Source organism: Paraburkholderia nodosa DSM 21604 (genome assembly GCF_000519185.1).
Classification (GTDB): domain Bacteria; phylum Pseudomonadota; class Gammaproteobacteria; order Burkholderiales; family Burkholderiaceae; genus Paraburkholderia; species Paraburkholderia nodosa.
In genome coordinates, this window is sequence record NZ_JAFA01000015.1 from 41,887 (window position 1) to 67,460 (window position 25,574).

General features: G+C 67.3%; 23 protein-coding genes and 1 riboswitch. Of the genes, 14 read left to right on the top strand and 9 right to left on the bottom strand.

Annotated features, from left to right (window positions below; translation table 11 throughout):
- Positions 1 to 204 precede the first annotated feature (204 nt).
- Together A3CW_RS0122230 and A3CW_RS0122235 are read left to right on the top strand one after the other, a co-directional pair.
- On the top strand, positions 205 to 1,701 hold the full coding sequence (locus A3CW_RS0122230; protein ID WP_028205539.1) for a DASS family sodium-coupled anion symporter: 1,497 nt from the start codon (positions 205 to 207) through the stop codon (positions 1,699 to 1,701).
- Between the two features lie 41 nt (positions 1,702 to 1,742).
- On the top strand, positions 1,743 to 2,795 hold the full coding sequence (locus A3CW_RS0122235) for an Ldh family oxidoreductase (RefSeq protein WP_028205540.1): 1,053 nt from the start codon (positions 1,743 to 1,745) through the stop codon (positions 2,793 to 2,795).
- Positions 2,796 to 2,892: 97 nt separating this feature from the next.
- Here the strand turns inward: A3CW_RS0122235 and A3CW_RS0122240 are convergent, their stop codons facing one another.
- Positions 2,893 to 4,065 (bottom strand): 4-hydroxybenzoate 3-monooxygenase, encoded by a 1,173-nt coding sequence (locus tag A3CW_RS0122240; protein ID WP_028205541.1) that lies wholly within the window; start codon positions 4,063 to 4,065, stop codon positions 2,893 to 2,895.
- A gap of 236 nt (positions 4,066 to 4,301) precedes the next feature.
- On the opposite strand from A3CW_RS0122240, the gene treF reads away from it, so the two are divergent.
- The 4 genes from treF to A3CW_RS47180 all read left to right on the top strand — a co-directional run bounded on the left by treF (position 4,302) and on the right by A3CW_RS47180 (position 10,148).
- A complete protein-coding gene (treF, locus tag A3CW_RS47175) occupies positions 4,302 to 6,137 on the top strand; it encodes an alpha,alpha-trehalase TreF (protein ID WP_063750857.1) in 1,836 nt (611 codons plus the stop codon).
- A gap of 99 nt (positions 6,138 to 6,236) precedes the next feature.
- The gene (locus A3CW_RS0122250) at positions 6,237 to 6,920 is read left to right on the top strand and encodes an HAD family hydrolase (protein ID WP_028205542.1); all 684 of its coding nucleotides are present in this window, start codon (positions 6,237 to 6,239) and stop codon (positions 6,918 to 6,920) included.
- A gap of 208 nt (positions 6,921 to 7,128) precedes the next feature.
- Positions 7,129 to 8,088 carry a glycosyltransferase family 2 protein gene (locus A3CW_RS0122260; RefSeq protein WP_035513586.1) on the top strand — a complete coding sequence of 320 codons (960 nt, stop codon included), beginning with the start codon at positions 7,129 to 7,131 and terminating at the stop codon, positions 8,086 to 8,088.
- Positions 8,089 to 8,177: 89 nt separating this feature from the next.
- Positions 8,178 to 10,148 carry a PAS domain-containing hybrid sensor histidine kinase/response regulator gene (locus A3CW_RS47180; protein WP_051481636.1) on the top strand — a complete coding sequence of 657 codons (1,971 nt, stop codon included), beginning with the start codon at positions 8,178 to 8,180 and terminating at the stop codon, positions 10,146 to 10,148.
- Between the two features lie 17 nt (positions 10,149 to 10,165).
- Here the strand turns inward: A3CW_RS47180 and A3CW_RS0122270 are convergent, their stop codons facing one another.
- Together A3CW_RS0122270 and A3CW_RS0122275 are read right to left on the bottom strand one after the other, a co-directional pair.
- Complete coding sequence (locus A3CW_RS0122270; RefSeq protein ID WP_028205544.1) at positions 10,166 to 10,999, bottom strand: class II glutamine amidotransferase; 834 nt, start codon at positions 10,997 to 10,999, stop codon at positions 10,166 to 10,168.
- 55 nt (positions 11,000 to 11,054) lie between these two features.
- Positions 11,055 to 11,732: a MarC family protein gene (locus A3CW_RS0122275; protein ID WP_028205545.1), complete on the bottom strand. Its 678-nt coding sequence runs from the start codon at positions 11,730 to 11,732 to the stop codon at positions 11,055 to 11,057.
- Between the two features lie 245 nt (positions 11,733 to 11,977).
- Here A3CW_RS0122275 and A3CW_RS0122280 point away from each other — a divergent pair, with 245 nt between their 5' ends.
- Together A3CW_RS0122280 and A3CW_RS0122285 are read left to right on the top strand one after the other, a co-directional pair.
- Entirely contained in the window at positions 11,978 to 12,193 is a 216-nt protein-coding gene (locus A3CW_RS0122280; protein WP_028205546.1) for a DUF3311 domain-containing protein, read from the top strand.
- Positions 12,190 to 13,665 carry a sodium:solute symporter family protein gene (locus A3CW_RS0122285; RefSeq protein ID WP_028205547.1) on the top strand — a complete coding sequence of 492 codons (1,476 nt, stop codon included), beginning with the start codon at positions 12,190 to 12,192 and terminating at the stop codon, positions 13,663 to 13,665. The genes A3CW_RS0122280 and A3CW_RS0122285 overlap by 4 nt, the downstream gene beginning before the upstream one ends.
- 61 nt (positions 13,666 to 13,726) lie before the next feature.
- On the opposite strand, the gene A3CW_RS0122290 is transcribed toward A3CW_RS0122285, so the two are convergent.
- Together A3CW_RS0122290 and A3CW_RS0122295 are read right to left on the bottom strand one after the other, a co-directional pair.
- Positions 13,727 to 14,344 carry a glutathione S-transferase family protein gene (locus tag A3CW_RS0122290; protein WP_028205548.1) on the bottom strand — a complete coding sequence of 206 codons (618 nt, stop codon included), beginning with the start codon at positions 14,342 to 14,344 and terminating at the stop codon, positions 13,727 to 13,729.
- 13 nt (positions 14,345 to 14,357) lie between these two features.
- Positions 14,358 to 14,723, bottom strand: coding sequence for a YciI family protein (locus A3CW_RS0122295; RefSeq protein WP_028205549.1), 366 nt, complete (start codon positions 14,721 to 14,723; stop codon positions 14,358 to 14,360).
- Between the two features lie 104 nt (positions 14,724 to 14,827).
- On the opposite strand from A3CW_RS0122295, the gene A3CW_RS0122300 reads away from it, so the two are divergent.
- Positions 14,828 to 15,274 carry a MarR family winged helix-turn-helix transcriptional regulator gene (locus A3CW_RS0122300; protein WP_028205550.1) on the top strand — a complete coding sequence of 149 codons (447 nt, stop codon included), beginning with the start codon at positions 14,828 to 14,830 and terminating at the stop codon, positions 15,272 to 15,274.
- 2 nt (positions 15,275 to 15,276) lie between these two features.
- Here A3CW_RS0122300 and cobM read toward each other — a convergent pair whose 3' ends face one another.
- The 3 genes from cobM to A3CW_RS0122315 are packed head-to-tail and all read right to left on the bottom strand — an operon-like array spanning position 15,277 to position 17,971.
- Positions 15,277 to 16,008, bottom strand: coding sequence for a precorrin-4 C(11)-methyltransferase (gene cobM, locus A3CW_RS0122305; protein WP_028205551.1), 732 nt, complete (start codon positions 16,006 to 16,008; stop codon positions 15,277 to 15,279).
- Between the two features lie 14 nt (positions 16,009 to 16,022).
- The gene (locus tag A3CW_RS0122310) at positions 16,023 to 16,748 is read right to left on the bottom strand and encodes a cobalt-precorrin-6A reductase (protein ID WP_028205552.1); all 726 of its coding nucleotides are present in this window, start codon (positions 16,746 to 16,748) and stop codon (positions 16,023 to 16,025) included.
- Complete coding sequence (locus A3CW_RS0122315) at positions 16,745 to 17,971, bottom strand: bifunctional cobalt-precorrin-7 (C(5))-methyltransferase/cobalt-precorrin-6B (C(15))-methyltransferase (RefSeq protein WP_028205553.1); 1,227 nt, start codon at positions 17,969 to 17,971, stop codon at positions 16,745 to 16,747. Before A3CW_RS0122315 ends, A3CW_RS0122310 begins: the two co-directional genes overlap by 4 nt.
- A 124-nt stretch (positions 17,972 to 18,095) precedes the next feature.
- Positions 18,096 to 18,289, top strand: a riboswitch (cobalamin riboswitch).
- 96 nt (positions 18,290 to 18,385) lie between these two features.
- Here A3CW_RS0122315 and cobG point away from each other — a divergent pair.
- From cobG to cobJ, 4 genes are read left to right on the top strand one after another with little or no spacing between them, the layout of a single operon-like run.
- On the top strand, positions 18,386 to 19,771 hold the full coding sequence (gene cobG, locus A3CW_RS0122320) for a precorrin-3B synthase (RefSeq protein WP_245623718.1): 1,386 nt from the start codon (positions 18,386 to 18,388) through the stop codon (positions 19,769 to 19,771).
- Positions 19,764 to 20,390, top strand: a complete 627-nt coding sequence (locus A3CW_RS0122325) for a precorrin-8X methylmutase (protein WP_028205555.1) — start codon at positions 19,764 to 19,766, stop codon at positions 20,388 to 20,390. Before cobG ends, A3CW_RS0122325 begins: the two co-directional genes overlap by 8 nt.
- Positions 20,391 to 21,122: a precorrin-2 C(20)-methyltransferase gene (locus A3CW_RS0122330; protein WP_028205556.1), complete on the top strand. Its 732-nt coding sequence runs from the start codon at positions 20,391 to 20,393 to the stop codon at positions 21,120 to 21,122.
- Positions 21,110 to 22,819 (top strand): precorrin-3B C(17)-methyltransferase, encoded by a 1,710-nt coding sequence (gene cobJ, locus A3CW_RS0122335; protein WP_035513592.1) that lies wholly within the window; start codon positions 21,110 to 21,112, stop codon positions 22,817 to 22,819. Before A3CW_RS0122330 ends, cobJ begins: the two co-directional genes overlap by 13 nt.
- Before the next feature lie 7 nt (positions 22,820 to 22,826).
- Here the strand turns inward: cobJ and A3CW_RS0122340 are convergent, their stop codons facing one another.
- Positions 22,827 to 24,377 carry a sensor domain-containing diguanylate cyclase gene (locus tag A3CW_RS0122340; RefSeq protein ID WP_161782949.1) on the bottom strand — a complete coding sequence of 517 codons (1,551 nt, stop codon included), beginning with the start codon at positions 24,375 to 24,377 and terminating at the stop codon, positions 22,827 to 22,829.
- A 235-nt stretch (positions 24,378 to 24,612) separates the two neighbouring features.
- Between A3CW_RS0122340 and A3CW_RS0122345 the strand changes: the two genes are divergently transcribed.
- Positions 24,613 to 25,569 (top strand): flagellar brake protein, encoded by a 957-nt coding sequence (locus A3CW_RS0122345; protein ID WP_028205559.1) that lies wholly within the window; start codon positions 24,613 to 24,615, stop codon positions 25,567 to 25,569.
- The last annotated feature ends 5 nt before the right edge of the window (positions 25,570 to 25,574 follow it).

Sequence of the window (25,574 nt, forward strand, 5' to 3'; positions counted from 1 at the left end):
CGCTGCCCTTCCCCCGCCTTCGCGCTCGCCCGCTCCCGCCGTACACACTAAACGCTTCATCAGTCGAATGGCAGTACCATCCGCGAAGCGAATGCGCTGACTCGTTCGCAAGCCGCCACACCGCCGCTTTTCGACGCTGTATGCGCCCTGCCAGAAGCGACACGCGAGCCATGCCGCGTGCATGCCCAACATGGAGTCATCGCCATGAACGCACCCCAGCCAGCCGCCAACGCGAGCGCCGCGCCGCAGAAAAAGGGCATACCTGTGGGCCTGATCGCGGGCGTGATCGCGCTCGTCGTCGTGCTTCTGCTGCCCCTGCCCGATAGCCTCCCGCCCGCCGGCCAGCGCATGCTCGCCATCCTCGCGTTCGCCGTGGTCGTGTGGCTCACCGAAGCCGTATCGTACGAAGCGAGTGCCATCATCATCACCTCGCTCATGGCGTTTCTCGTGGGCACCGCACCCACCATCGACAACCCCGCTGTCGATTACGGCACCAACAAAGCCATCAGCATGGCGCTCGCGGGCTTCTCCAATTCCGCGCTCGCGCTCGTGGCCGGCGCACTCTTTATCTCCGCGGCGATGACCGTCACCGGACTCGACCGGCGCATTGCGCTCGTCACGCTCTCGCTGATCGGCACCACCACGCGGCGCATCCTGATCGGCGCGGTCGCCGTGACCATCGTGCTCTCGCTCGTGGTGCCGAGCGCCACCGCGCGCAGCGCCTGCGTCGTGCCGATCATGGTGGGCGTGATCTCGGCGTTCGGCGTGGACAAGCGCTCGAACATCGCGGCGGGCATCATGATCGTGGTCGCGCAAGGCACCAGCATCTGGAACGTCGGCATCCAGACCGCCGCCGCGCAGAATCTGCTGACCGTGGGCTTCATGGACAAGATGCTCGGCGCGCGCGTCACGTGGCTCGACTGGCTCATTGCGGGTGCGCCCTGGGCGATCGTGATGTCGGCGGCGCTGCTCTTCATCGTGCTGAAGATGCTGCCGCCCGAAGCCGACGCGATCGCGGGCGGCAAGGAAGCTGTCGAAGCCTCACTGCGCGAACTCGGCCCCATGACGGGCCCGCAAAAACGCCTGCTGGGGGTTTCCATCGGCCTGCTGCTGTTCTGGGCGACCGAAGGCAAGCTGCACCCGTTCGACACCACCTCGGTCACTTACGTGGGGCTCGTGCTGCTGCTGTTGCCGCGCTTTGGCGTGATGGACTGGAAGACCGTGCAAAGCCGCATTCCATGGGGCACGGTGATCGTGTTCGGCGTGGGCATCAGCCTCGGCACGGCGCTGCTCACGACGAAGGCGGGCCAATGGCTCGGCGACCTCGTCGCGCATCACACGGGGCTCGACACCGCCACCCCGTTCATGGCCTTCGCGATTCTCTCGGCCTTCCTCATCCTCATCCACCTCGGTTTTGCGAGCGCAACGGCGCTCACCTCCGCGATGCTGCCGATTCTCGTGTCGGTGCTGCAGTCCATGCAGGGCGACTTCAACCGGCTCGGTCTCACCATGCTGCTCGGCTACGTCGTGAGCTTCGGCTTCATCCTGCCGATCAACGCGCCGCAAAACATGGTGTGCCTCGCCACCGAAACGTTTACGGCGAAGCAGTTTGCGCGCGTGGGCATCGTGCTGACCGTCGTCGGCTATGTGTTATTGCTGCTGTTCGCCGCGACGTGGTGGCGCTGGCTGGGCTGGATCTGAACACTGCACCCGAACGCTGCACGGTTAGCAAGGAGCCGCTCATGGAAGTCAAGATCGACGACGCACGCCGCTTCGCCACGGCCGTGCTCACGCACGTCTCGGTGCCTGAAGACATCGCCGCCGACGTGGCCGACCATCTGATCGAATCCGACCGCGTGGGCTACGCGAGCCACGGCTTGTCGATCCTGCCCAACTACAAGCGCGTGCTGGCCGCGGGTTTCGTCAGCGCCGATGGTCGCGCGGAACGCGTAGTCGACCGCGGCAGCCTGATCGGCTATGACGGCCACAGTGGCTTTGGCCAGCACATTGGCAAGGTCGTGATGGAAGACGCGATCGCTCGCGCGCACGAGCATGGCCAGTGCATCGTGACGCTGCGCCATAGCCATCACCTGGGACGCATGGGCCACTACGGCGAAATGGTCGCGGCGCAGGGCTACGTGCTGCTCGCGTTCACCAACGTGGTGAACCGCGCGCCGATCGTCGCGCCGTTCGGCGGACGCGAGCCTCGGCTCACGACCAACCCGCTGTGCTTCGCGGGCCCGCTGCCGGGCCGGCGGCCGCCCTTCGTGGTGGATATCGCCACGAGCGCCATTGCCGTGAACAAGGCGCGCGTGCTCGCCGAAAACGGCCTGCCGGCGCCCGACGGCTCGGTGATCGACGCGAACGGCCAGCCGAGCACCGACCCGAACGTGCTGTTCGCCGATCCGCCGGGCGCGCTACTGCCGTTCGGCCTGCACAAGGGCTATGCGCTCGGGCTCGTGGCGGAACTGCTCGCGGGGGTGCTCTCGGGCGGCGGCACGATCCATCCGGACAACCCGCGCAACGGCGTCGCGACCAACAATCTGTTCGCGCTGGTGCTCGATCCGCAGGTGGATTTCAACACGACGTGGCGCTCGCAGGAGGTCGACTCGTTCCTCGACTATCTGCTCAGCTGTCCGCCGCAGGATCCGGCGCAGCCGGTGCAGTATCCGGGCCAATATGAGGCGGAGAATCGCGCACGGCATATGCAGACGATCGTTCTGCCCGACTCCGTAAGAAAGCCCTTCGCCGATATCGCAAACGAACTGGGCATCGCGCCGCTCACGGCGATTTGAAACCGGCTTGAAACGGTCCAACGCGTCGCCGGACACGCAAAAAAAGCCGCGCGAGCCCTTCGGGACTCGCGCGGCAATATCATTCGTTGCGCCTACCTCACACCGCAACCGCGCCCACGTAGTTCTCGGCCATCGCCGTCGCGGCGGCGCGCGACGTGGTGACGTGCTCCAGCTCGGCGACCTGCAGGCGCTGCTCGAACGGCGTGGCATCGTCGAGGCGGTGCATCATGCGCGTCATCCAGTACGAGAAGTGTTCGGCGCGCCAGATGCGGCGCAGCGCCGTTTCGCTATAGCCGTCGAGCAGATCGGTGCGGCCTTCCTTGTAGAACGCCACGAGCGCCGCGGTCAGCACGCGCACGTCCGCCACCGCGAGATTGAGGCCCTTCGCACCGGTCGGCGGCACGATGTGCGCCGCGTCGCCCGCGAGAAAGAGGCGGCCATGCTGCATCGTGGTCGTGACGAAGCTGCGCATGCCCACGATGTTCTTCTGGAAGATCTTGCCCTCCACCACCTGGTGGCCTTCGCGCGAATCGACGCGCGCGTGCAACTCGGCCCAGATGCGGTCGTCGGACCAGTGATCGACGTTGTCCTTCGGATCGCACTGGAAATACATGCGCTGCACGTTCGGCGAGCGCGTGCTGACGAGCGCGAAGCCGCGATCGTGCCGCGCGTAGATCAGCTCGTCGGAAGTGGGCGGCGCCTCGACGAGAATGCCGAACCAGCCGAACGGGAACACCCGCTCGTAGTCCTGGCGCAGCGTTGCCGGAATCGAGGCGCGCGACACGCCGTGGAAACCGTCGCAGCCGATCACGTAGTCGCAGTGCAGCTCGTGTTCCTCGCCGTCTTGCGTGAAGCGGATCGACGGCGTGCTGGTTTCGACGCCGTGAATCGACGTGTCCGAGACGTTGAAGAAAAGCTTGCCGTCCGCAGCCACGCGCGCGGCCACGAGGTCCTTGAGCACTTCGTGCTGCGCGTAGACGGTGATGGCTTTGCCAGTGAGGCCAGTGAGATCGATGCGGCGGCGCTTGCCTTCGAACGCGAGTTCGAAGCCGTGATGCAGCGCGCCTTCGGCCTTCATGCGCTCGCCGACGCCCGCTTCGGTGAGCACGTCCATCGTGCCTTGCTCGAGCACGCCGGCGCGAATGGTCGATTCGATCTGCTCGCGGCCACGCAGCTCGAGCACGACCGAGTCGATGCCACGCAAATGCAGAAGATGGGAAAGAAGCAGGCCCGCGGGCCCGGCGCCGATGATACCAACCTGAGTGCGCATGAGATGTCTCCTGATGCGGCGTTGCTTGAATTGATTTTTCGCAAGTTTCGCCGCTGTGCCCGTTATCGCGCAACGCGATATGGAGAATATGGACTATCCCGATTTCGAATAACGCCACAGGCGCCAGCCGTCTCGTCAGCCCGTTGTGCGGAACGGAAATTGCTCATTGACACGCTTCGCCTGCGCCCCAGCTTCGCGCGCAGGCGCGCTCGTCGCCCATCAAAAACATCAAGGCCATGTCTTTTCTGTTCCGCTCCCACACGCCCGCATCCGCCACGAAATCCCGCTCCATCCCGTTTGCCGCCACGCTCGCCGCTGCGTTGTGCCTCGCCTGGCCGCTCGCGCAAACCGCCCATGCCGCCGAGGCCTCAGCCTCCGCGAGCGCGCCGGCCAACGCGCAGGAATTACAAACGCCCGCGCGATCGGCAAAGCCGGTTCGCTCGCCAGCGCAGCATGACGCGGCAAAAGAGAGCCAGCCCGCCACGCCCGCCGACCTCTACGGCCGCCTCTATCACGACGTGCAGCTCGCGCAGATCTTCCCCGACAGCAAGACGTTTGCCGATATGCTGCCCAACGAGCGCCCGGGCCAGATCACGGCGGCCTACGAGCGCTGGCGCCAGCAGCACGCGGGGTTGCACGACAACGCCGCGCGCAAGGCCGCGCTCACGCAGTTCGTGAACCAGTACTTCACGGCCCCGGCGCAAACTGAAGACCACTACGTTTCCGATCCGAACCAGGATGTCGTCGGGCACATCGACACACTCTGGAACGTGCTGAGCCGCCGCCCCGACGCGAAGCCGGATCCGTATTCGTCGCTGCTGCCGCTGCCGTACGCGTACGTCGTGCCGGGCGGGCGCTTCAACGAAATCTACTACTGGGATTCGTACTTCATCATGCTCGGCCTGGAAGCCAGCGGCCGCCACGAACTCGCGCTCGACGAGCTGAACAACTTCGCCGCGCTGATCGACCGCTACGGCCATATCGCGAACGGCAATCGCACGTACTACCTGAGCCGCTCGCAGCCGCCGTTTTTCGCGCAGATGGTGAGCCTCGTCGCGGAAAAAGACGGCGACGCCGTGTACCTCCATTACCTGCCGCAACTGCGCAAGGAATACGACTACTGGATGGCCGGCGCGCAGACGGTCAAGCCCGGCCACGCCGCGCGCCACCTCGTGCGCCTGCCCGACGGCACGCTGCTCAACCGCTACTGGGACGCGCGCAACCGCCCGCGCGACGAGTCGTACCGCGAAGACATCCTCACCGCGCGCGCCACGCCGCAGCGCGATGCCTCCGACCTCTGGCGCAACCTGCGCGCGGGCGCGGAAACGGGCTGGGACTACAGTTCGCGCTGGCTCGCCGACGGCCACACGCTCTCGACCATCGACGTGACCTCGCTCGCGCCGGTGGACCTCAACTCGCTGATGGTGATCCTCGAACGCACGCTCGCGAAGGCCTACGGCCTGAAGGGCGACGCGCGCGAGGCCGAACTGATGACGAAGCGCGCGCAACAACGCGCCGACGCCATCGACCGCGTGCTCTGGGATCCGCAATTGCACGCATACAGCGACTACGACTTCGCGCACCGCACGCTCACGCACCGGCTCACGGCGGCGACCGTCTACCCGCTCTATGCAGGCGCCGCGACGAAGGCCCAGGCACAGGAAGTCGCCGCCGCGGTGCGCGCCGGACTGCTGCGCCCCGGCGGGCTCGCCACCACCCAGGTCGCGACCGGCCAGCAATGGGACGAGCCGAACGGCTGGGCGCCGCTGCAGTATCTCGCGGTCATGGGGCTGCGCCGCTACGGCGAGCAGGACCTGGCGCAGGAAATCGCCACGCGCTGGATCGCCACGAATCTCGCCTACTACACGCGCACGCACAAGCTCGTCGAGAAGTACGACGTGAGCGCGTCGGCCACGAAGGCCTCGTCGGCGGGCGGCGGCGAATATCCGCTGCAGGACGGCTTTGGATGGACCAATGGCGTACTGCGCGTGCTGCTGCAGATGTATCCGCAGACCGGCGCTGCGCAAGGCGCAGCCGCGGCGTCCGGCGCGGCTGCGGCCAGCGCGCCCTGAGGCGACGCCGCGAGCCCGCCGCGGCGCACGCCAGCGGCGCGCGGCGTACACTTTTTGCGCTACCACTGCGTAATCGTCGTGTTGCAACAGGAGCCACCCATGCGCAACGAAACGGCCTTTTTGTTCGACCTCGACGGCACGCTCGTCGACAGCGTGTATCAGCACGTGCTCGCATGGAAGGAAGCGCTCGACGCGGACGGCATCGAGCTTTCGGTGTGGCGCATTCATCGGCGCATCGGCATGAGCGGCGGGCTCTTCATGAACCAGTTGCTGCGCGAGACGCACGAGGCCCACGAGACGATCGCGCCCGAACGTATCGCACGCTTGCAAAAACTACACGCCGACGCCTATCGCCGCCACGCCGACCAGGTGCGCCCGCTGCCCGGCGCTCGCGCGCTGCTCGACGCCCTCAGCGCCGCGCAGGTGCCGTGGGCGATCGCCACGAGCGGGCGGCTCGCCACGGCGTCCGTGAACTTGCAGGCGCTCGGCGTGGACCCGTCCGTCACGACCGTGGTCACGCGCGACGAAGTGCGCCACGCCAAGCCCGATCCGGATCTCTTCGTCGCCGCGGCGCTGCGGCTGAACGTGCCGATCGAGCGCTGCCTCGTGGTGGGCGACAGCGTCTGGGACATGCTCGCGGCCCAGCGCTGCCGCGCGCTCGGCATCGGCCTGCAGTCGGGCGGCTACGGCACCGAGGAACTGGAGCGTGCGGGCGCGCTGCGCGTGTACGAAGATCCCGCCGACCTGCTCGGCCATCTCGACGAAGTCTGCGCGCGCGACTGAGCGGCTGATCGCGCGGCTAATCGAGCTGATCGCGCGCGCCGCCCGCATGCGGCGCGAAAATTGCGCAGCTCTCGAATGTGCGGTGCAGCATCGCCGCTGCGCCGCCCCGCCTCTGGCGCACGTCATGTACTGCATGTCGCGCGCCATCGGCGTATGCTGACATAGGTCAATTCGACAACTCACCGGCCGGCTCCCGCCGCCTGCTGCGATGAACGACTCCGCCCCTGCCCCCGGAACTCCCAGCGCGCCGCGCGTGACGGTGGTCGTCCTCACGCGCAATCACGTACGTCAAACCATCGATACCGTCGCGCGCCTCACCGCCCTTCCCGAACACCCCGACGTCATCGTGGCCGACAACGGCTCCACCGATTCCACCGTCTCCCTGCTGGCGTCGCTCTTTCCGCAAGTGCGCATCATCCAGTCGCTGGGCGACCACGGCATGGCCGGTTTCAATCGCGCCGTGCTGCTCGCGCGCACCGACTACGTCGCGTGCTGCGACGACAGCACCTGGTTCGCGCCGGGCGCACTCGCGCGCGCGGCGCAGCTGCTGGACGCCCATGCACAAGTAGCCGTGCTCAACGCGCGCGTGGTGAGCGGCGACGAGCGCGAAATTCACCCCGCCTGCCTGATGCTTGCCGCCACGTCGCCGGGCGCGGAAGGCGAGGCCGGGCCGACGCTCGCGAACTTCATGGCGGGCGCATGCATTTTCCGCGCGGCCGTGTTCCGCGCGCTCGGCGGCTACGAGGAGCGGCTGTCACACGGCGGCGCCGAGGAGCTTGCCGCGCTCGACATGCTGTCGGCCGGCCATCAGATCGTCTATTGCGAGCAGGCGCTCGCGCATCGCGAACCGCTTTACCGCTGGTTCACGCGCGCGCAGCAATGCGCGCTCGCGCGCAACACCGCCTGGGTGGCATGGATGCGCCTGCCCGCGCGCGATGCGATCTCGGCGACCGGCCGCGCGCTCGCCGTGTTCGCACGCCAGCGCTCGCTCGGGCCGGCGGGCGTGGCGCTGCTGCGCGGCGCGTTCTGGACGTTGCGCGCACGCCGCGTGGTGCCGCCGCACGTCGTGCTGCTCACCCGCCAGGTCCGCCGCGCGGAACGCCACGTGCGCGCAGGCATTCCGGCAATGGCCGAAAAGTACGACCGCTCGGGGCAGCGCGCGTGGTAAGCTGCGGCGCCCGCTGCACGCGGGCCGTCCATTCAAGAGGCCAGAGCCTGTCAAACTTGTGAACAGGCCCTATGACAGACCCGAGGACCATGACGACGCCCGACTCCGGCATCGCCCCGCACAACGCCGCCCCCGAAAGCCACCACGAACGCCGCTTCGAGGCGCTCGTGGAGCCGATCGAGGACTACGCGATCTTCCTGCTCGATACGCGCGGCTACATCGTGAGCTGGAATCGCGGCGCGGCCCGCATCAAGGGCTATGAAGCGCACGAGATCATCGGCCAGCATTTCTCGCGCTTTTACACCGACGAAGCGAATGCGCGCCGCTGGCCCGATCACGAGCTGGAGCAGGCCGCGCTGCACGGACGCTTCAACGACGAAGGCTGGCGCGTGCGCAAGGATGGCTCGATGTTCTGGGCCAACGTCGTCATCACCGCGCTGCGCGAGCGCGACGGCTCGCTCTCCGGCTTCGCCAAGGTCACCCGCGACCTCACCGCCGAACGCCGCCAGGTCGAGGCGCTGCGCCTTTCCGAAGAGCGCTTTCGCCTGCTCGTGGAAAGCGTGAGCGACTACGCGATGTTCATGCTCGATCCGCAGGGCCACGTGGTGAGCTGGAACACCGGCGCGACCAACCTGAAGGGCTACCGCCCGGCCGAGATCGTCGGCCAGCATTTTTCCGTGTTCTATCCGCCCGACGAGGTCGCCGCTGGCCAGCCCGAACGCGAGCTGCGCCGCGCGAAGGAGTTGGGCCGGGTCGTGACCGAGGGCTGGCGCGTGCGCAAGGACGGCTCGATGTTCTGGGCCAGCGTCACGATCACAGCCGTGCACGACGGCCACGGCCGGCTCACAGGTTTCGCGAAGGTCACGCGCGACATGACCGAAAGCCGCCGCACCGACGAACTCGAGCATTCGAGCGAGCAGATGAAGCAGTTCCTCGCCTTGCTCGCGCACGAACTGCGCAACCCGCTCGCGCCGGTGCGCAACGCCGTGGCCACGATGCGCCTCATGGCTGCGCCGAGCCCCGACATCGAGCGCGCACGCGACATGATCGACCGGCAGATCGTGCACCTCACGCGGCTCGTGGACGACCTGCTCGACGTCGGGCGCATCACGTCGGGCAAGATCGAGTTGCGCGAGGCGCCGCTCGACCTGCACGAAGTGGTCGCGCACGCCATCGACGCGGCGCAGCCCTTCACCTCGGCGCGCGGCCAGCACGTGGACGTGCAGATGCCCGACGAGACGCTCACCATGACGGGCGATCACACGCGGCTCGTGCAGGTGCTGCAGAACCTGCTGCACAACGCCTCGAAGTTCTCGCCCGACGGCAGCCACATCGTCGTGGACGTCCGTTCCGCCGCGCGCGCCGTACAGATCCAGGTGCACGACGAAGGCCGCGGCCTGCGGCCCGGCACGCACGAGTCGATCTTCGGCCTCTTCAGCCAGGACCGCTCGGCGCCCGGGCCCGCGGAAAACGGGCTCGGCATCGGCCTCATGCTGTGCCGCTCGCTCGTCGAGCTGCATGGCGGCACCATCTCGGCCAGGAGCGCCGGGCCCGGCAAAGGCAGCACGTTCACGATCCGCCTGCCGTTCGCGCGCGAGACCGCGCATGCCGTGCAGCCGCCGCCGCTCATGCCGGACACGGCCGGGCTTGCCGCGCTGGCCGAAGCCGGCGTGCCGCCGCTGCGCGTGCTCGTCGTCGACGACAACCGCGATTCGGCCGACAGCCTCGCCATGCTGCTCGAACTCAAAGGGCACGACGTGCACGTGGCCTACAGCGCCGCCCACGCGCGCGAGGAAGTGGACGGCTTCACGCCCGACGCCGCGCTCATCGACATCGCCATGCCCGAGATCGACGGCTATGCGACGCTGCGCGCCCTGCGCGCGCTGCCGCCGCTCAGGCACACCCTGTTCGCCGCGATGACGGGTTTCGGCCAGGCCGCCGACATCGAACTCACCCGCGAAGCGGGCTTCGAGATACATCTCGTGAAGCCCGTGGACGTCACGCTATTCGACGAAGTGCTCGCACTCGCGGCGGCACGGCAAAGGAGCCGCCGCGCGTAACGTCGACTTGAGGCGCCTTAAGGCGAGATAGGTGCGAACGGCCGGTATTCGACCGTGGGCCCGCGCACGACGATCGCCGTCGATTCCGGCACTTCGGCCCATACATCGGGCGCATCGCCAAGCGGCTCGGAAACGAGCAGATAGGCATCGTCGCCGGCCGCCACGATGCGCGGGTCGTCGGGATACAGTTCGCGCAGATGCCGGAATGCCGTGGTGTGATAAAGCGAGCGAGAATTGCGCTCGCTCGAATACCGCGCGGCGACGATCTGCTCGCCGTCGCATGCGCAGACGGTCATATTGAGCGCCGGCTCGACGCCATGCTTTTTTGCGGTTTCCTCGACAAAACCCGCCATGCGTTCCAGCGCAAGAACGGGATCGACTTCGAGGCCGAACGTCATCGCGAGATAGAACATCGTTTCCGAATCCGTCGACCCTTCGAGCGCATTGAAGCGCCCCGGATCGATCGCGACCAGCAGATCGCGCCGCATCAGCGGATAGCTGCGGATCAGCCCGTTGTGCGCGAAGATCCAGCGCCGGTGGCGAAACGGATGGCAGTTCGTTTCCTGCACGGGCGTATGCGTGGCCGCGCGGATGTGCGCGACGAACATCGGCGCACGCACTGCGCGCGCCAGTTCGCGCAGGTTGCGGTCGTTCCAGGCCGGATGCACGCTGCGGTAGCGATAGGGAATGTCGTGCGGGTCCTGATACCAGCCGAGCCCGAAGCCGTCGCCATTCGTGGTGGTCGCGCCTTTGGTGGAGTGCAGGCTTTGATCGATCAGCGAATGGCGGGCATGAAACAGCACGGTTTCAAGCTGCACGGGGTTCCCGGTATAAGCGAGCCAGCGGCACATGATGGTCTCCTTCGCGTAAGGACGCTTGTGTACGCCGGCCCGTTTGCAGGCGCCGCTACTTTGCGGCGCGCAGGTCGGCGATCGGCGTGAGAAAGCCGGTCAGGCCAGTCAGTATGATCTGCACCCCGATGCACAGGAGCAGAAACGACGACACGCGCATGGCCACGCGCGTGCCTTCCACACCCAGGTACTGCGAAAGCCGCGCAGCGCGGCTGTACACGAAATAGATCACGAGCATGACGAGCGTGGAGATGACGATCGACGCGAAGCTCGAGAGCAGCCACGCCGAAAGCTTGTGCGTGCGATTGGCATTCAGCGCAATGGCCGTGGCGATGGAGCCGGGGCCGGTGGTGAGCGGAATGGTCAGCGGAAAAAAGGCCTTGCCGGAGGCCGAACTCGCGCTCATGGGCTTGACCGGGTGATCGGCCGGCGTCGGCTCGGGCTCGGGCGCGTTGAGCATCTGCCAGCCGCTCACGGCCACCGCGAGGCCCCCGCCGATACGCAACGCTTCCATGGAAATGCCGAAGAAATGCAGGATGGGCGTGCCCACGAAAAACGCCGCGACCAGCACGAAGAACGCATTGATCGCCACGCGCTTGGCGAGCAGGCGCCGCTCTTCGTCGGTGAGGTTCGCCGTGCGGTCGAGAAAAACAAAGGCAACGCCAATGGGATTGATGATGCTGATGAGTCCGGTGAAACCGAACAGGATGTCTGAAATCAGGCTCTCGATCATGGAGTCGATCCGGTAAGGGCATGCGCAAAAAGCGCGCCGGGCTGCGAGAAGTGTAGCCGGATCGGCGTTTGGCGTGCCTGATCGACGTCGCTCGATGCCCTGAAAAATGGCGCGCTGCACCAATCTTTACAGCAAGCCCTTCAGTATTTTTGGCAGCTTTACGGGGCGCGTTCACAAGCATAGAGTGGGTTGCCTCGCACCCCGACGCGACGTTTCTTTTCTTCTCATATGAAAGAGGAGTTGCCATGTCACTGCGGTTGCTCGCTGCCTTGCCCTTTATCGGCATCCTGTTAGGGGTGCCGTTCGTCAATCGCACCGAGCCGCTCGTGCTCGGCATGCCGCTCGTGCTCGCGTGGATCGTCATGTGGGTCGTGCTGGCCGCGGTGATCATGGGGATCGTCTACCGGCTCGACCCGGTCAACCGGCTTTCGGGCGAAGCGGATGCGGAGGTGCGATCATGAGCGCCCTCATCATCATCGCGGCGATGACCCTCGTCGCGCTCTTCCTCGGCGTGCGCGCCCGCCGGGGCCACGACATGAGTCTCGAGCAGTGGTCGGTGGGCGGACGCAGCTTCGGCACCGCGTTCGTGTTCCTGCTGATGGCGGGCGAAATCTACACGACCTTCACGTTTCTGGGCGGCAGCGGCTTCGCCTACGGCAAGGGCGCGCCCGTCTACTACATTCTTGCCTACGGCACACTTGCATACATCCTCTCGTACTGGATGCTGCCGCCCGTATGGCGCTTCGCCAAGCAGCACCGGCTCGTCTCGCAGCCGCACTTCTTCGCGCGCAAGTATCAGAGCCCCGCGCTCGGCGTGCTCGTGGCGTGTGTGGGCGTGCTCGCGCTCGTGCCCTATCTCGTGCTGCAACTGAAGGGCCTCGGCATCATCGTGACGACGGCCTCGTATGGCGCGGTTTCGTCGACGGCGGCGATCTGGATCGGGGCGATCGTGGTGACGGTCTACGTGATCGCTTCGGGCGTGCGCGGCTGCGCGTGGAACTCGGTCGTGAAAGACACGATGATTCTCGCCATCGCCGTGTTCCTCGGCATCTACCTGCCGATTCACCACTATGGCAGCCTGAGCGAGATGTTCCGCGCCATCGACGCGGCCAAGCCCGGCTTCCTCACCTTCCCGGCACGCGGCCAGAGCGTAACGTGGTTCCAGTCCACCGTGCTCCTCACGGCGCTGGGCTTCTTCATGTGGCCGCACACGTTCATGTCGGTGTACACCGCGAAGAACGAACGTATTTTCCGCCGCAACGCGATGATCCTGCCGCTCTACCAGCTCATTTTGCTGTTCGTGTTTTTCTGCGGTTTCGCGGCGGTGCTCAAGGTGCCGGGACTCAAGGGCGGCGACATCGACCTCTCGCTCTTTCGCCTCGCGCTGCAAACGTTCGATCCGTGGTTCGTGGGCGTGATCGGCGCGGCCGGCGTGCTCACCGCGCTCGTGCCGGGTTCGATGATCCTCACGACGGCATCCACGCTGCTTGCCAATGACGTCTACCGCGGCGGCCTCGTGAAGAACGCCGACGACGCGCGCGTCGCGAAGCTCGCACGCCTGTTCGTGCCGGTGATCGCGCTCGTGGCCGTGGGCTTCACGCTCCGGGGCGGCGAAACCATCGTCGCGCTGCTGCTGATGGGCTATAACTTCGTCACGCAGTTGTTCCCGGCACTGGTGTGCAGCCTTTCCGCGCGCAACCGCGTGACGAAGCAAGGCGCGTTTTGCGGCATCGTGGCGGGCGTGCTGGTCGTCATCGTCACGACGATGACGCACCTGAGCGTCGCGCAACTGCTTCCGTTCGCACCGGACGCCATCAAGGACGTCAACATCGGCTTCCTTGCGCTGTTCGTGAACGTGATCGTGCTTGCGGTAGTGAGCACGGTGACGCAACCGCGCACGCATGTGGATCATGAGCATGCGCGGGCGCATTGATATTGCGTAACGCGGTAGCGAGGCGGCCCAATCGGCAGGTTCCGGTTGGGCCGTTTTCTATTTATGCTGCCTTGCGCGCTTCGGCAATGCGCTGCGGCGCCTCGGGGCGCGCGTAGAGGCGATCGAGATACGCCTGCAAGCGCGGGAAGCCGTCGAGCAGTTGCACTTCGTTGGCCCAGTCCATCAGATAAACCGTCACGCAGTCGGCGACCGAAAGCTTGTTGCCGACGATGAACTCGCGTCCTTCGAGGTGCTTCTCGAGCACCGCGGCCATGGCCCTGAAGTCCTCCCGCGCGAGTTCGATATCGGCCGGACTGCGCTTTTCCGGCGGATAAAGGAACGAATGCCGTGTGATTCTCCAAAGCGGCTGTTCCAGCTCGGTGACCGCGAACAGGGTCCAGCGATACGCCTGCGCGCGCTCGTCGAGATCCGCGGGCAATAGCGCTTTCTCCGGATATTTATCCGCGAGATACAGCACGATGGCAGCCGACTCGGGAATCACGCGGTCGCCGTCGATCAGCACGGGCACCTTGCCCGCGGGATTGATGCGCAGGTATTCGGGCCGCCTGTGCTCGCCTTCGAGCAGATTGACCGAGATGAATTCGAAATCGGCGTCGACTTCCTTGAGGCCCCATAGCGCGCGTTGCGAACGGGTGCCGGCAAAACCGTAGAGTTTCATGACGCGCCTCCGTTCAGACACCGGGAATCGGCAGAACCGGCATCAGTTCGACGCCCTCGCCCGGGAAAATCGAAAAATGCGGGTGCCCTTCGAACAGCTTCGCGGCCTCTTCGTGCGATGCGGCACGCAGCACGGTATAGCCCGTCAGCGCGTTAGACGTATCCGCGATGCCATGCTCGCCGATCGACTTGGTCTTGCCGAGCGGCCCGCCCATATCGACGATCGACGCCTTGTGCTTTTCGACCCACGCGTGCCAGGCCGCAATGCCCTCCTTCTCCTTTGCGTGTCGATCCGCTTCGGAAAGCGCCGCCCAACCCTTCATGCGTGCGTTGTCTTTGGTACCGAGAAAAACAGCGAGAAACAGTTTCTGATCGCTCATGTGTCCTCCAACTGCTGGTCTGGTTGCTGGTCTGAAAAACGGGAGCAACGGCATGTCGCCCATCCGGCCTTGACAGCATAGGTTGATATCAACATAATTGCAACATGGCACGTGCAAAGAAACTTCCCTTCGAAACCACGCTATTGGTGCGCGATTGCTGCCTGTGTCTGCATATGCAGCGGGCGGCACGCAATCTCGCGCGCATTTTCGACGACGTGCTGCGTCCGCTCGATCTCACGAACGGGCAATTTTCGCTGCTGATGTCGCTGAACCGGCCGCATCCGCCCGGCATGAAAGACGTGGCGTCGCTGCTGGCCATGGACCGCACCACGCTCACGGCCGCGCTCAAGCCGCTGGAGCGGCGCGGCCTCGTCGTGATCGAGCAGGACCCGGAAGACAAGCGCAGCCGTTTGCTGAGCCTCACCGACGAGGGGCATCGGCTGCTCAACGAGGCGTTTCCGCTGTGGCAGCAAACGCATGAGGAGATCGAAAAGGAATTTGCCGAGGGCGACGTGGACAAGCTGCGGGCGCACTTGCGCGCGCTTTCGTAGCCCTAGCGCTTCTGCGCCCCATACAGCGTCGAATCCGCAAATCCCTCAGCCGCGAGCACGCGCCCCACGAGAATCAGCGCCGTACGCTCGATATCCGTGGCCAGCACCTTCTGCGCGATATCCGCGAGCGTGCCCGTCACGCGTTCCTCGTCGGGCCAGCTCGCGCGATAGATCACTGCGACCGGGCAATCCTCGCCATAGTGCGGCCGCAATTCCTCGACGATGCGCGCGATATGGCGCACGCCCAGGTGAATCGCGAGCGTCGCTTTGTGCCGCGCGAGGTCGGCTAGCTGCTCGCCTTCAGGCATCGACGTTTTCGTGGCGTAGCGCGTAAGGATGAGCGTCTGCGAAATGCCGGGCAGCGTGAGTTCGCTGCCGAGCGCCGCCGCGCACGCCGAGGTCGCGGTCACGCCGGGCACGACTTCATAAGGAATACCAAGTAGACGCAGCCGCCGGATCTGCTCGCCGATTGCGCCATAGAGGGACGGGTCGCCCGAATGCACGCGCGCCACGTCGAAGCCCTGGGCATGCGCGCTCTCGAGCAGCGCGACGATCTCGTCGAGCGTGAGCGGCGCCGTGTCCACCACCTTGTGCGCGCGGTGGCCTTCCAGCACGGCGGGCGGCACGAGCGAGCCCGCGTAGAGAATGACGGGGCAGCTGCGCACGAGGCGCTGGCCCTTCACGGTGATCAGTTCAGGATCGCCCGGACCCGCGCCAATAAAGAAAACGGTCATGCGTGGAAACTCCGCTAAATAGGGTTCGCGAGCGCGTCGATTGCCGCTTGCGCCGACGTGAATTCACGTTGCGCTGCGGGCAGCGGCGGCCGCTGCATCATCACCACTGGCAAGCCCATTTCGCGCGCGACGGCGAGCTTCGCTTCGGTCGCGCCACCGCCGCTGTTCTTGCTGACCACGACGTCGATGCGCGCTTCGGTAAAGAGCGCGCGCTCGCCAACGGCTGTGAACGGCCCGCGCGCGTCGATCACGCGCGCGCGGGCGTGACCGGGATGCGCTTCGAGACAACGGATCGTCCAGTGCTGCTGCGGCGGCACTTCGTTCAGATGCGCAAGCGGCTCGCGCCCGAGCGTGAAGAGCGGGCGCGCGAACGGCACGATCGCTTCGACTACGCCGGCCCAGCCGCTCACCATGCGCCAGTCGTCGCCGGGCTGCGGCTGCCACGGCGCACGCCGCAGCGCCCAGTACGGCACGTGTGCCGCAGCGCACGCGTGCGCCGCGTTGGCGCTGATCTGCGCGGCATAGGGATGCGTGGCGTCGAAAACGAGCGCGATGTTTTCGTCGGCGAGAAAGCGCGCGAGCCCTTCTGCCCCGCCAAAACCGCCCACCCGCACCGCGCACGCGAGATCGGCGGGCACGCGGCCAAGGCCCGCGAGCGAGTACACGTGCTGCGGGCCGAGCGTGCGCGCGATCGCCAGCGCATCGCCGGTGCCGCCGAGCAGCAGGATGCGCGCCGTCATGGCTTGACGGTCTCGTAAAGCGTGACGGGCAACGCCTGACGCCAGGTATCGAAGCCGCCCAGCGGCTGCGCCTCGCCGATGCCGATGCGCGTGAGCGTGCCGCCGTGCTGCGCGCGCCATGCCACGAGTGCGGCTTCGCTCTGCAATGTCACCGCGTTCGCGACGAGCCGCCCGCCGCTCGCTAGCGCCGCCCAGCACGCGTCCAGCACGCCGGGTACGGTCACGCCGCCGCCGATGAAGACCGCGTCGGGCGCGGCAAGTCCTGCGAGCGCGTCGGGCGCGCGGCCCGCAACGAGTTGCAAACCCGGCACGCCCAACGCCGCGCGATTGTGCTCGATAAAACGTTGACGCTCGGCGTGCGCCTCGATCGCGATCGCGCGGCAAGCGGCGTGCGAGCGCATCCACTCGATGCCGATCGAGCCGCTGCCGGCGCCCACGTCCCAAAGCAGCGCACCAGGCGTCGGCGCGAGACGCGCGAGCGTGAGCGCGCGTACGTCGCGCTTCGTGATCTGACCGTCGTGGCGGTAGGCGTCGTCGGGGAGGCCGGGCGTGAGCGTCCAGCCGCGCGCAGGCGTTTGCGTACCATCGCTTTCGCATTCGAAGGCGACCAGATTGAGCGCCGCGGCTTCTTCGACGTGCCAAGCATCGGCGCGGCCTTCGATACGGCGTTCGAGCGGGCCGCCCAGATGCTCGAATACGGCAAGACGCGTGGCACCGAAGCCCGCTTCGGCGAGCAACGCGGCAAGCGCCGCGGGCGTACGCCCATCTGCGCTCAACGCGAGCACGCGCGAGCGCGCGTAGAGATGGCGGCGCAGCGCATCGAGCGGACGGCCGACGAGCGAGATCACCGCCGTATCCTGCAGCGCCCACCCCTTGCGCGCCGCCGCGAGCGAAAGCGACGACGGCGCGGGCAGCACGCGCATTTCACCGGGCGCCACGCGGCGCGCGAGCGTCGCGCCTACGCCGAACAGCATGGGGTCGCCGCTTGCGAGCACGCATACGGACTGATTCGACTCGCGGTACGCAAGCAGCGCTTCGACGCTGAACGGCTGCGGCCACGCTTCGCGCCGCGCACGCACGCGCAAGGGCAGCATCGCGAGATGGCGCTCGCCGCCCGTCACGATGGCCGCGTCGAACAGCGCGCGCCGCGCGTCGCGCCCGAGCCCCGCGTAGCCATCGTCGCCGATGCCCACCACCGTCAGCCATGCCTGCGTGCCCTGCATTCGCTCTCCCGCCGTTGCCTGTTTGGTTGCCTGTTTCTCTACACCGCCACGGGCCCGCAGCCCAATCGTGGGGCGGAGCACGCGTGAAAACGGGCATAATACCGTGTCCGCCGGCGCCGTTAAGGCAACCTTGCATGGGACCGGAGTACGCGCTGAAGCGCTAACTCCGGATCGCAATCAGGGAACACAGCATGCTGTGGCCGCCCCCGCGACTGTGAGCAGCGAGACCGCATCCACCCGAGCCACTGGTTTTACCGGGAAGGCCGATGCGGTCCACGACCTGCGAGCCAGGAGACCTGCCGGCCGAATGTTTGCGCGAACCCATATCGGGCGGGGTGTACCGATATCGCTGCCGTTTCCCGCCTGGCGTGCGGGCAGCGCGCCGCTGCCGCGCAATGCTTACCCGGTATTCCCTTGAAACACGAAACGAAACCCGTCTCGCCCGCTGCTGCATTGGCCGTCCTCCGCCCCTCGGCGTGCCCGGGGCTCGTGCGCATAGTCGCAGCGCGCGACGGCGGCCTGTGCCGCATCCGTTTGCCTGGCGGCGTGCTGAGCGCCGCGCGGGCGCGCGCCCTCGCCGACGCTGCGTCGACGCATGCGAGCGGCGTGCTCGAACTGACCAATCGCGCGAACGTGCAGATTCGCGGCGTGCGCGCCGGCGAGGAAGCGGCGTTGAGCGCCACGCTGATCGACGCGGGCCTCGGCCCCGCCGGCGTCGACGCCGCGAGTCCGGTCGAGCGCGCGTGCGCCGCCGACGAACTGCGCAACGTGATGCTGAGCCCGCTCGCGGGCCTCGACCCGAATGCGTTGTGCGACACGACGGCACTCGCCGCCGCGCTCATCGACATGATGCAGCGCGAGCCGCGTTTCGCCGCGCTCTCGCCCAAGTTCGCGCTGCAACTGGACGGCGGCGAACGTGTGGCGATGCTCGAGCATCCGCACGACATCTGGCTCGCCGCGCTGCCGCATGGCGCAACGGTGCGCTTCGCGGTGGGCCTCGCAGGTTGCCCCACGGCGCGGCCAATCGGCACGCTCGCGGCCGAAGACGTTTGCGCATCGATGCGCGCGCTGCTGCATGCGTTCCTCGATCTCGCGGGCGCGGACGCAACACGCATGCGCGACGTGCTGGCCGCTCACTCGCTCGACGCGCTGCTGCAGCGCGCGCAACAGCATGGCGAATGCGCGCTGATGCGTGACGCCGCCGCCCTGCACGCGTGGCGCCGCGCGGCGAGCCCCGCCGACTTGCGCCTCGGCGCACACGCGCTGCACGCCGACGGCAGCGGCTACGTGGGCGCGCAGCCCGCGCTGGGCCGTATCGACGCGCCAACGCTACGCGCACTCGCTGCGCTCGCGGAAGACTCGGGCGACACGACGCTGCGCGTGACGCCGTGGCAAGGCGTGCTGCTGCCCAACGTGCCCGCGCACGCCATGGCCAGCAAGCTCGAACGCCTGCACGCGCTCGGCCTCATCGTCTCGCGCGCCAACCCGCTTGGACGCCTGATCGCGTGCACGGGCTCGACGGGATGCGCAAAAAGCCACGCGGACACGAAAGCCGACGCACAGCGCCTCGCCGCCCTGCTGCCGCCCGGCACCGAAGCCCACCTGAGCGGCTGCGAGCGCTCCTGCGCGGCCGCGCATTGCGCGCCGTTCACGTTGCTCGCCCGCGCCCCGGACCACTACGACCTGTACCAGCGCGACGATACGCAAAGCGGCTTCGGCCAGCTCGTCGCGCGCAACCTGACGATCGAAGCCGCTGCGCTGGCACTCGCGCAGCAGCCCCGGAGTACCCAAGATGCCTGATTACATCCGCGACGGCCAGGCGATCTATCGCGAGTCGTTCGCGACGATCCGCGCCGAAGCCGACCTCTCGCGCATTCCCGCCGACCTCGAAAAACTCGCCGTGCGCGTGATTCACGCATGCGGCATGGTCGACGTGGCCGCCGACCTCGCGTTTTCCACAGGCGCGGGCACGGCGGGCCGCAACGCGCTCGCGGGCGGCGCGCCGATTCTCTGTGACGCGAAAATGGTCGCCAATGGCGTGACGCGCGCGCGCCTGCCCGCGAATAACGCCGTGATCTGCACGCTCGACGATCCCGCCGTACCGGATCTCGCGCGCGAGATCGGCAACACCCGCTCGGCAGCCGCGCTCGAACTGTGGCGGCCGCAACTTGCAGGTAGCGTCGTTGCGATCGGCAATGCGCCTACCGCGCTCTTTTATCTGCTCGACATGATCGCCGCCGGCGCACCGCGCCCCGCGCTGATCCTCGGCTTTCCCGTGGGCTTCGTCGGCGCGGCCGAGTCCAAGGCGCAGCTCGCAGCCGAAAGTCATGGCGTGCCCTTCGTTGTCGTGCATGGCCGCCGCGGCGGCAGCGCGATGGCCGCCGCCGCCGTCAACGCACTCGCTTCGGAGACCGAATAAATGATCCGCAAAGGACGTCTGCACGGCATTGGCGTCGGCCCCGGCGACCCCGAACTGCTCACGCTCAAGGCGCTGCGCCTGCTCAAGGCCGCGCCCGTAGTCGCGTATTTCGTCGCGAAGGGCAAGAAAGGCAATGCGTTCGGCATTGTCGAGGGCCATCTCGAAGCGGAGCAGGAACGCCTGCCGCTCGTGTACCCCGTCACGACCGAAGCGCTCGAACCGCCGCTCTCGTACGAAGCGATCATCGCCGACTTCTACGACGGCGCGGCGCAAACGCTTTCGCGCCATCTCGACGCCGGGCGCGACGTGGCCGTGATCTGCGAAGGCGATCCGTTCTTCTACGGCTCGTACATGTATCTGCACGACCGGCTCGCCGCGCGCTACGAGGCCGAAGTCGTGCCGGGCGTGTGCTCGATGCTGGGCGGCGCGGCCGTGCTCGGCGTGCCGCTCGTCTACCGCAACCAGAGCCTCGCCGTACTCTCAGGGGTGCTGCCCGAGGACGAATTGCGCCGGCGCCTGGCCGACGCGGACGCCGCCGTGATCATGAAACTGGGCCGCAACTTCGACAAGGTGCGCCGCGTGCTGGGCGAGCTGGGCCTCGCGCATCGCGCGCTATATGTCGAGCGCGCAACGATGGCGAACCAGCGTATCGTCCCGCTCGACGACGTCGATCCGATGGCTTCGCCCTACTTCTCGCTGCTCGTCGTGCCGGGGGTGAAATGGCAGTCGTGACGCCGCCCGCCATCGTCATTCTCGGTCCCGGCGCACTCCCCACGGCGCGGCGCGTGCAGGCGCTCTACGCAGGCGCGCAGGTCCATGCGCTGCAAGGCCGCGTGGCAGGCGATGTCGCGTTCAGCGAGCTTGGCGCGCATTTGCGCGAATGCTATACGCGCGGCCTGCCCATCGTCGCGTTGTGCGCGGCGGGCATCGTGATCCGCTGCCTCGCGCCGCTCCTTGCGAACAAGGGCGCGGAACCGCCGGTGCTCGCGCTCGCCGAGGACGGCAGCGCCGTCGTGCCGCTGCTCGGTGGACTCACCGGCGTGAACGTCATGGCGCGCGAAATTGGCGCGGCGCTCGCGGTTGCGCCCGCCATCACCACGAGCGGCGAATTGCGCTTCGGCACCTGCCTGCTCAATCCGCCCGCGGGTTATGCGCTTGCGAGCCTCGCGCAAGGCAAGCGCTTCGTCTCCGATCTGCTGGCGGGCGCAACGACACGCGTGGACGGCCAGGCACCATGGCTGGAAAACGTCGATCTGCCGCGCGACGCCGCGGCGCGCCATGCGATACGCGTGAGCGCGCACAGCTGGGACGGCAGTCCCGACGACCTCGTGATTCATCCGCGCAGCATCGTCGCGGCCGTGGGTGCGCCACGCGAAGCGCTTGCCGATTGCGTGCGCCGCGCACTCGTTGCACACGGCCTCGCGCCGCTCGCGCTCGCGGCGCTCGTCGCCCCTGCTGCGCACATGTGCGATGCGTCGCTCGCGCAGGCGGCAACGGAACTCGGCGTACCGCTGCGCTTCGTCGATAGCGCGGAGAACACCGCGCAAGCCACGCTCGCCGCCCTCGACTTTGTGGCAAACGTCGAACGCTATGCGCCGAACGACAACGGCGTCGCCCTCGCCTGCGCGGCCGCGCCACTCGACCCGCTCGCGCTGGGCCGCGCACGCGGCAAGCTCACGGTGCTGGGCCTCGGCCCCGGCCGCGCCGACTTGCTCACGCCCGCCGCGCGCGCCGCGCTCGACAGCGCCAACGATATCGTCGGCTATGCCACCTATGTGGAGATGGCGGGCCCGTTTCGCGCGGACCAGCAGCGCCACGCCACCGACAACCGCGAAGAACTGCAGCGCGCCCGCCACGCGTTCGAGATGGCGAGCGAGGGCCGGCGCGTGGCCGTGGTCTCGTCGGGCGACCCCGGTGTGTTCGCCATGGCGGCCGCCGTGCTCGAAGCGCTCGAAGGCTCGGACAACGCACGCTGGCATGCCGTCGAACTGGCAATCGTGCCAGGCGTTTCCGCGGCGCTCGCCACGGCCGCACAAGCCGGCGCGCCGCTGGGCCACGACTTCTGCATGCTGTCGCTTTCCGACAACCTGAAGCCGTGGACGGTGATCGAAAAGCGCCTGCTGCACGCGGCGCAGGCCGATCTCGTGATGGCGTTCTACAACCCCATCTCGCGCGCGCGGCCCTGGCAGCTCGAGCGCGCACTGGAAATCGTGCGCAGCGTGCGCGCGCCGCACACGCGCGTGGTGCTGGGCCGCGACGTGGGCCGCCCCGGCGAGACGCTGGGCGCCATGACCCTGGGCGAACTGCGTTCAGCGGATGTCGATATGCGCACGATGGTAATCGTCGGGTCGTCGGCCACACGTGGCTTTGCTCGCGGCGACGGCAGCGAGTGGATTTACACGCCGCGCTGGTATCGCGAGGATACCTAAAAGAAACTTACGCCTTCAACGTGGGTAGCGTGTCGCGCGGGTCGGGTGGCGCGCCCTCGAACTCGCGCGCTTTCACCTGATTGCGCCCCGCCTGTTTCGCCGCGTAAAGCTCCGCGTCGGCGGCGCGCAGCAGCGCCTGGGCGCCGCCGCGCTCGCGCGGCACGCAGGTCGCGCAGCCAATGCTCACGGTCAGCGTGCCGTATTCGCTGTGCTCGTGCGCGATTCCCAGCGCCGCCACCTGCTGGCGCACCGCTTCCGCGATTTTCACGGCGCCGTCGGCCGGCGTGGCCGGCAGGACCGCGGCGAACTCCTCGCCGCCGTAGCGCGCCACCATGTCCGTTGCGCGGCGGCAGGCCTCGCGTATCGCACGGGCCACGGCGGCGAGCACTTTATCGCCCTCGGCGTGCCCGTAGAAGTCGTTGAAGAGCTTGAACTTGTCGATATCGATGAAGAGCACGGAGAGCGGTTCGCCCGCGCGTCTCGCGTGCTGCCATTCGGTTTCGATGCGCAAGTCGAGTGCGCGCCGGTTGAAGAGACCCGTGAGCGCGTCGGTGACCGCAAGACGTTCGAATTCCTTTTGCGTGGCGAGCCGCGTGCGCATCGACAGTGCGAGCAGCCACGACGAAGCCGCGATCAGCGCGCCGAAGATCAACGCCATCGGCGCGTAGATCCGCAGGCGGTGGTGCCATGCGTCGAGCGCGCCGTCCACGGAAGGCGCGACCACCGCGATGAGCGACGTGTGCGGAACGCGCTTGAACGAGTAGATGCGCTCGACCTCGTCCCCCTCGCCCGCGGCGATGAACGAACCGGCACTGGTTTTCAGCATCGGCTGGACGTAATCCAGCTCGCCGATTTGCGCACCCACTTCGTAGTCCGAATAGGGTCGGTGCGCGAGCATGGTCCCGTCGCTCAGCAGGATGAACTCGCTGCCCTTCGGGTCGACGTCGACGCGGTCGAACAGTTGCTGAAAATACGCGAGCCGCAGCGTGAGCAGCACGACGCCGCCAAACGAGCCGTCGTACTCGCTCACGCGGCGTGACAGCGCAATCGAGTATTGGCCTTCGCGCGTGCGCGAGCGAATCGGGTCCGAAATAAACATGCCGACCGAGCGCTCGTGCTGCGCCGTGAAGTAGTCCCGGTCCGCGAGATTGACGCCGGGATACGCGCGGCCGTCCCGCGATTCGACGATACGGCCACTCGCGTCAGCGTAGAACGCGTCGTCGAGATACGCGCCGGTGGCCACGCGGCCGAACAGCAGCTTGCGGCGGATGTCGGCCGGAAGGCCTGGCGTGCGCGGGTCGCGCGCGCTGTCGGCGGCATCGAGCAGCAGGAGGTCGTAGATGCCGAAATTCGCCTCGAGGTCGTTCGACATCAGCGCAACGAGCGCGGCCGAATTGTGCTGTGTGCTGGCGATGGCCTGGGTGCGCTGCTGCATGAGCCCCACCAGCACGATGGCCACGATGGTCGCACCGACCAGCGAGCCCATCGTGCCGACAATGAACGGATGGCCCCCCACCCACTGCATGAGCGCCCGGTTCCATTGGCGGAGGATTCGCAAACATCGTGTCCAGAGCGTCATGAGGCGTTTCCTCTTGCTCCGCGCGTTTGGTTGATACCGCTTGCACCGCGTGCCGGCCGATTACAGATTGCATTCAGGGGCCATCATACTGCGGCTCGCGAAACCGCCTTCGAATCGCGGCACGCACTCAATATCCCTGCCGCAGCGCCGTAAACCAGATGAACCCGCGAAGTGCATTCGCGACGCGAACCGCTCACCGCCTAGCCCTGCGCCGATGACCAACCCGACCACCGAAGATCAAGCCGAAGCGACCGACGCCGCAACGCAAGCCGCCCCGCTCACGCCGGAAGCCCTGCCGGTTGGCGAGCCGCTCGCCTGGCCTGTCGTCGATCGCGACGGCGCCCTGCTGCTCGACGCCGGCTCGGTGCTGATGGGCGAAGCGGAACGCGACTTTCTGTTCCAGCATTTCGCGCCGCATCGCGGCGACATGGAAAGGCACGAGGTTGCACCGGAGAGCGCGGCGGCCACGAATGCGCCCAGCACCGGCGATACCGCCACCACCGCGCGCGACATGCACCTGAACATCGGCGCGCTGATGGGCCTGCGTCCGCAGATGGGCGCGAGCGGCGAGCCGATGCACCCGTGCCGTCTGATCGGCTTCGCGCCCAACGAGGCGTTCTTCGTGACGACGCCCTACGTCGATGGCCGCCCCATCGCCATTACGCCGGGCGAAAACGTCGAGATCGTCGCGATTGCGAGCCAGGCGGTCTATCGCTTCGTATGCACCGCGCATGCGCTCAGCCAGACGCCGTTCGACTATCTCGTGCTTTCGAAGCCCGCCAATATCCGCCGCCTGCGCGAACGCCGCTCGATTCGCGTGCGCGCGCAATTTCCTGTGCGCTACGGCATCGGCGAGGAAGGCGCGGGTTATGACGGCGTGGCGCTCGCACGCGGGATCAGCGCGCTCGGGCTTTCGGTGAGCGCCGCGTGGGCGCTCGGCAAAGTCGGCGAGCGGCTGCGCGTGGCCTTCCAGCTGCGCTCGGGCGACAATGCAACGGCGATCGAAACCAGCGCGATCATCCGCAACGTGCAGGCGGAAACGGGCGCCCCCGCGCACGCGACGCTCGGCCTCGAATTCGACCGCCTCACGGCCGCCGAGCAGATGGCGATGAAAGTCTACGTATTCGATCGTCAGGACGACGTGCTGTACTGGACCGGCGGCACCCGCTAACGCGC